Here is a 6116-nt window from a genome sequence, read left to right as displayed (position 1 = left end):
CGTGTCACTTGGTGGCCTCGATCTCGTCGACGATCTGCTTCATCTGCGGCGTCTTCTCGTACTTCGTCCACAGCGGCTGCATCGCCTTCACGAATGCCGCGCGGTCGATCTGCGCGGCCGGCAGGATCTTCGCGCCGCCCTTCGCCACCGTCTGCTGCGCGGACGCTTCACGCGCGGTCCACAGCTTCTGGTAGTACGGCACCGAATCGGCCGCCGCCTTCCTGATCGCGGCCTGCTCCTGCGGCGACAGCGTGTCCCAGACCTTCTTCGAGAACACCAGCACTTCCGGCGTCATCGCGTGCTGCGTCTCCGAGTAATCGGGCGCCACTTCGTAGTGCTTCGTTTCCTCGTACGACGGCATGTTGTTTTCCGCAGCATCGACGAGGCCCGTCTTCAGACCCGTGTACACCTCGGCGAACGGCATCGGCGTCGGCGTGCCGCCCATCGCCTTGATCTCGTCGACCATCAGGTCCGACGGCTGCACGCGCACCTTGAGCCCCTTCATGTCGGCCGGCGAGCGTACCGGGCGCTTCGCGTAGATCGAGCGTGCGCCGCTCTCGTAGAACGTCAGCGCGATCATCCCCTTCGCGGTGAACGCGTCGAGGATCTTCTGGCCGGCCGGGCCGTACATCGCCTTGCGGAAATGGTCGACGTCGCGGAACAGGAACGGGAACGACGGGATCAGCGATTCCGGCACGATCTCGTTGAACGATGCGCCGTTCACGCGCGCCATGTCGATCGCGCCGATCCGCACCTGGTCGACCGTGTCCTTCTCGGAGCCGAGCGCGCTGTTGCCGAACACCTTGATCGAATCCTTGCCGCCGGTCTGCTTCGACAACTCGTCGCCCATGAACTTCACGGCCATGTTGGTCGGGAAGTTGTCGCCATGCACGTCCGCCGAGCGGAACACGCGCGCCTGGGCGGACATCGCGAAACCGGCCATCAGCGCGACGGCCAGGGCAATACGGGAGCGGTTGAATCGGTGCTTCATCGTCAGTCTCCTTGATGGTTGTGCTCGCTGTTGCGTGGCGATCCGCCAGCATGCGCATTCTTTGGCGCCGTCCTCGCTGATCGCAGAGTCATACGTCGTATGACGTGTTGACGCGAATGTACGTCGGTTAATCGTTTAACTCACTTGGTGCATACCCGTAGATCCACTGCCATGACGGGTTTTAGGCAAATTTCGGGGAATCGTGTTCTCTGTTTAGGTGAATTTATGCGAAACGTTTTCCAGAAGCGCGTCCGCGTTCAAGCCGGGCGGCCAGTCGGCCGCTTCCGTCGGAACCGGAAAGCAAACTTTCGCTTCGCTTTCAATTGTCGTAGGATGACTGATCACGATGCCGGCATGTCGGCGCAGTGTAATGAGTACACGCCGGCGCCGCGCGCCGCTTGCGGCACGACCTGGAAGGAACGAAAGGGAATCCGGGTAGCGGCAGGCGTCCACGCCTGCCCGCCGTAGGGCGCCGGAGTACGTGCGACTGGCGCCACGGCTTTGCGACTCTGCGCGACTAAGTTACTGCAACTGCCCTACACAATGTCGACAACACCCCGTGATGTCGCCGTCCGGATTCATACGGCATAGGTCGCATGTTCGCGTACGACGTACGGCGCACGGCTGGCACCATGCTTTTCCGACTTTCGACCAAGTCGATGTAACCGGCTTGGCTCGCAACTCCGACGGCAGCTGCCGGCCATGAAGCGTCATTCGCCCGCACCGGGGCCAGAACATGGAGAGGCCGGTTTCACCTAGGAAGCGGCCGTTCGATTGGAGATTGTGAACGTTGCTTCATCAGCCATAGCGAACGTTCACGCCGTCAAAATACTGGCCATTCCACGATGATCGCTTCCGAGCGAATCGAGCAGGCGCTAACGATAGAGATGTGGCACGGTAGCAGTTGGCTCACCCAGCCCCGTGACATCGCATTGACTTGCTCCACCACAAGATGCAGCCTGCGACAGGGCTGCGCTCCCTGCCTGAGGAGGTTCGCTTCGACTTTGCGAGAGTTCTCGCGTCAAATCACCTCGAACTCAAAATCGCTCCGCGGCGCGGGTACTAACGCGTCCACCCGCCTTTGAGCACCTTTACACGTTCAATGAGCCTTCGGAACACGACTCCTGGGCGGAAATTTGGATAAAGTTTCGTGCAGCGGTGCCGCTATAACAGAGGGGGCACCAATCGTTTTTTTCCCAATGCCGCTCATTGGATAAGGTCGTGAGCGTCTAGAGGCGCGGTCACACCTTTGAAGTAATGCTCACAAGACCCTCATGCCGCGGAATCATGCCAAACTCTAGCAGCGCGATCGGAAGCTCAAACTACTGCGTGGTTCGGCGCAAGCCGGTGTGAGACAATTTAGAGAAATCGATCGAACTCCGCCAAAATTACCTCAATTCCCCCCATGCTCAAGAATCTTTACGTTGAGAATTTCAAGTCTATCGGCCGGCGTACCGCGGTTGAATTGACCCCACTGACCGTGTTCGCAGGGTCAAATAGCTCCGGGAAGAGCACACTTTTGCAGAGTGTGCTTCTTCTCGCACAAACGGTCCAAAGTAACGTCTTCCGGCGCCCAGTTGTTCTGAATGGTTCATTGACCCGCTTAGGCACGTTTAGCGATATTCTCTCGGCGAAGGCGGATTCTCCGCAAATCAGTATCGGCTTTGACCTTCAGCCGCGACCCGAAGAAAGCCGTTACCTTTCAAATCATCGGAATATTTACTTCTCTGATGAGCAACTGAGTCGCGCTAGTTGCGTTCACTTCGAGATGAAGTTCTCTGGAGGCGGACCGGGGTCGGGAGTGGCACAGCTTCAACCAGAACTTGATCGAGTGACTCTTCGCTACACTCCCAAAGCCGAGCCTAGTGGGACAGGCAAGTCCGAGATTGCGCTGCGGCGACGTCGCGGCGAGCTCGATGATTTTTTCACGCGCGAGAAAGTCAGCGTCAGCGCAATCTCGCTCCAAGAGCGAGCATCGTTTGCCTTCGAAGTGGAGCAACCGACATCATATAAGCCCCGTTGGGGTACGCCGCAGGCTCAGAATCCAAAGGCACTTGGCGTACACCTTCAGCATTTTCTTCCGCGGTATATGAGCTTTACGTATGACGTCGTGGACGCGCAATGCGAAAGTATCTATCGAATCTTCACCGCTACAGGTCAGGCTGCGCAGCAATCAGTGGACGGCGCACGAGATCTTTTACTTTCCAATCCAGAAGCGTGTGGGTTCATACTGAAAATAATGCGCGCGCAGATTGAAAGGCTTACGGATGAGCGTGGCGACACCGCGGCATCTCAAAGGGTGGCTCGACAATTCGAGGAAATAGATGACAATTTTACGGTTGATGGTCTAGACACGTTTTTCTCGGATATTCCAGCTTTCTATCGCCAGGCTATATGGACTGCCTTCGCCGAACCTACAGTAAAATCAACTCTTTTTGCAACTCTGAAGCGCGGGAAGAAGGAAGAGCGGCGGATCAGTGCCGGTCCGCTTCCTGACAATTTGGATTTCTCTGCGAGTTACGTGCATTCTTTTTTTTCGGAACGCATTCGCTATCTCGGGCCGCTTCGGGATGAACCTAAACCGATATACCCGTACGGCGGATCAATAGACGCGCTCGATGTTGGTACGAAAGGAGAATCAACTGCCGCCGTACTCGATCTCCACCGCGATACCGAGATTTTTTACATACCCAGCGCTTCGATCAAACACACCTTAACCGCACCTACGCCGATTAAAGCATCGTTGTTGGTGGCAGTCTCGGACTGGCTCCAATATATGGGGGTGGCAAATGACCTGCATACCAACGATCAGGGAAAGCTAGGGCATGAACTGCGCGTATCTACTGCAAATTCCTCGACTCTTCACGACCTCACCCACGTTGGCGTTGGCGTTAGCCAAGTGTTGCCTATCCTGATCCAGGCCTTGCTCGTCGAACCTGGCTCGTGTTTGATCTTTGAACAGCCTGAGCTTCATTTGCACCCGAAGGTGCAAACCAAGCTGGCAGATTTTTTTCTGTCCGTGGCGATTCTGGGAAAGCAATGCATTATTGAAACACACAGCGAGTATATGATCAACGAGTTGAGATTCTTGTCGGCGCTTGCGCCAGACGATTCGGTTTCGAAACTCGCCACGGTCTATTTTGTTGAAAAAGGTAGCGATGGCTCGATTTATGAGCCACTGAAATTTAACGAATTCGGGGCAATTTCAAATTGGCCAGACGGTTTCTTTGACGAGAGCGAAGATCTTGCTGCCGAGATAATTCGGGCGGCAATGAACAAGCGTGCGAAAAAGAGCAGCAAATAACGATAGACGATAGAAATGCCAATAAATGTCTATGTGGACGTATCCTCGCTGGCTTGCCCAATGGCAACTCTTGCTGAGGATGAGATGGTGGTCGAGCTTGAACGATATATCAATGATCTGGTTTTCGTTAAAGACAATTTGGATTCGCAGCTCTACCGCTTTTTCAGTGCCGCCGACCTCCCCGAAACTTTATACAGTACCGGACTGTATCCTTTACTTAACGATATAAAGCATATGCTTCAGGTTACGGGCTTGGCAGATGTGTATCAGGCGAAAGATGTCAATCGCTTGTTTGATTTATTGTTCAGGAAGATGCCATTTTCACCTCTTCCCGTTGTGGGCGAAGCAATCTTCACGGACCTTTCTGTCAGCCCCTCTCTGAACCACCTTGAAAGTGACGAATTGAAAGAAAAGCAGATTCTTGAGCTAGGAAAGGCCGCGGCGTCAAAGCGATCCGGATGGTTGAAAGCAGAGGACCTCGTTATCTTCGGCGATTTTGTTGTCGAGGAGCACGTTGAAAAGCCTCTGACCGACGTACGCGGGACCATGCAAAAGGCGGAGTTTCACGACAGTTTGTCTAATGGAAACATTTGCTTTCCGATCACGTTCGCTGAACTATTTCCATCGGTTCGAAGGCTCGCAAGTCTGCCGAACGAAATGGATGCAGCAGTTGAAGCCAGCCATTGCCGAAACACCCAACAACTGACGACCGTTCTATCAATCGCCATCGCTCAAGTCGCCAGAGGGCGTGGGCTGGAGCTTCGCGATTGGCGGCTGGGGCCATCGTTTTTCGACAGTATGATTGCCCTTCACTTGGAAAATGACGCCACGGCGACTCGATGCCTCGTCGACGCAATTGTAGATACGGTTTTGCGGACAAATTTGCCGCAGACGCACCACCTAAGGAAGAACGCAGGTGGCAACGCGCCCGCGCAAACTGACGGAGCGGCCGTAGCGTGGAGGCGCGACATTGGCCACGAGTATCACTTGTATTATTGGGAGGTGCGAGGCGTATGCGAGATCGCGTCGGTCGTGGTCCACGGGAACATGTCTATCCCACGGTGCTCACTTGAGCACAAGTTGAACTAACTCGATGTGCTTGCGCCGCGCGCCTCTAATGAACAGCTTCGCGCGTCGGCGCAATTCGAAGGACTATGACAAATCGTATTCAAGCGCGACCCAAGCAGTGTTGGCACCGGTTAATGTGATTGTGTGTGCTTTGCATAGCGCAATGTCTTTCGTTATGTCAGAGCCGGAAAAGCGGCTCCTCGCGAAAGTAGATTTCGTCGCGGCAGTGAGACGAGTTGACGACCGGTTACCGATAAGGCCGAGGACGTGCCGCTGGCGCAACTGTCTCACGGATGGTCGTTGAACATCGGAAGCCGCCGTTGATGTGGTGCTGGGTCCAACGGCGGTTAAGGGTCGGCTGCGGTCACCCGGGCACAACGAAATGCCACTACGCTGGCGCCGCAGTAAACCAATCGCCCGACCTCCAACGCACCGCCCCAGCACCAGTGGCGCAACTGGACGTAAGCCGCTGCTTTTCCGCACACACCGCTGCCGATACTCTGGCGCCCTACGCCCGCGCCCGCCCCGCGCCGTCACGTCTGCATGACCAGCGACGTCAGTTGCGCCGCGCGCGCCACGGCCGTCTTCGCGTAGATCGACTTGATCTGCGATCGGATCGTGCCGATCGACACGCCGCGCAACCCGGCGCATTCCTGCGGCGACAGCCCGTCGCAGCACAGCAGCACGGCGAGATCTGCCTCGGCCGACGACAACCCGTAGAACACGCGCAATCGCTGCGCGCGGGCCGACGGC

At 56.1% G+C, this 6116-nt stretch carries 4 protein-coding genes; 2 read left to right on the top strand and 2 right to left on the bottom strand.

What is annotated here, in order from left to right; genetic code table 11:
- Positions 1-4: 4 nt before the first annotated feature.
- The gene (locus JYJ84_RS26065; protein WP_122949974.1) at positions 5-991 is read right to left on the bottom strand and encodes a TRAP transporter substrate-binding protein; all 987 of its coding nucleotides are present in this window, start codon (positions 989-991) and stop codon (positions 5-7) included.
- A gap of 1405 nt (positions 992-2396) precedes the next feature.
- On the opposite strand from JYJ84_RS26065, the gene JYJ84_RS26060 reads away from it, so the two are divergent.
- Both JYJ84_RS26060 and JYJ84_RS26055 read left to right on the top strand, forming a co-directional pair.
- Positions 2397-4295: a DUF3696 domain-containing protein gene (locus JYJ84_RS26060; protein ID WP_175221049.1), complete on the top strand. Its 1899-nt coding sequence runs from the start codon at positions 2397-2399 to the stop codon at positions 4293-4295.
- Between the two features lie 60 nt (positions 4296-4355).
- Positions 4356-5384, top strand: a complete 1029-nt coding sequence (locus JYJ84_RS26055) for a hypothetical protein (RefSeq protein ID WP_175221047.1) — start codon at positions 4356-4358, stop codon at positions 5382-5384.
- A gap of 512 nt (positions 5385-5896) precedes the next feature.
- Here the strand turns inward: JYJ84_RS26055 and JYJ84_RS26050 are convergent.
- Positions 5897-6116 (bottom strand): helix-turn-helix transcriptional regulator (locus tag JYJ84_RS26050; RefSeq protein WP_205189619.1); only part of this gene is annotated, 220 nt, incomplete at its 5' end.

This window comes from Burkholderia sp. LMG 13014 (assembly GCF_905232215.1).
Classification (GTDB): Bacteria; Pseudomonadota; Gammaproteobacteria; order Burkholderiales; family Burkholderiaceae; genus Burkholderia.
This window is presented reverse-complemented; position numbering and strand designations above follow the sequence as displayed.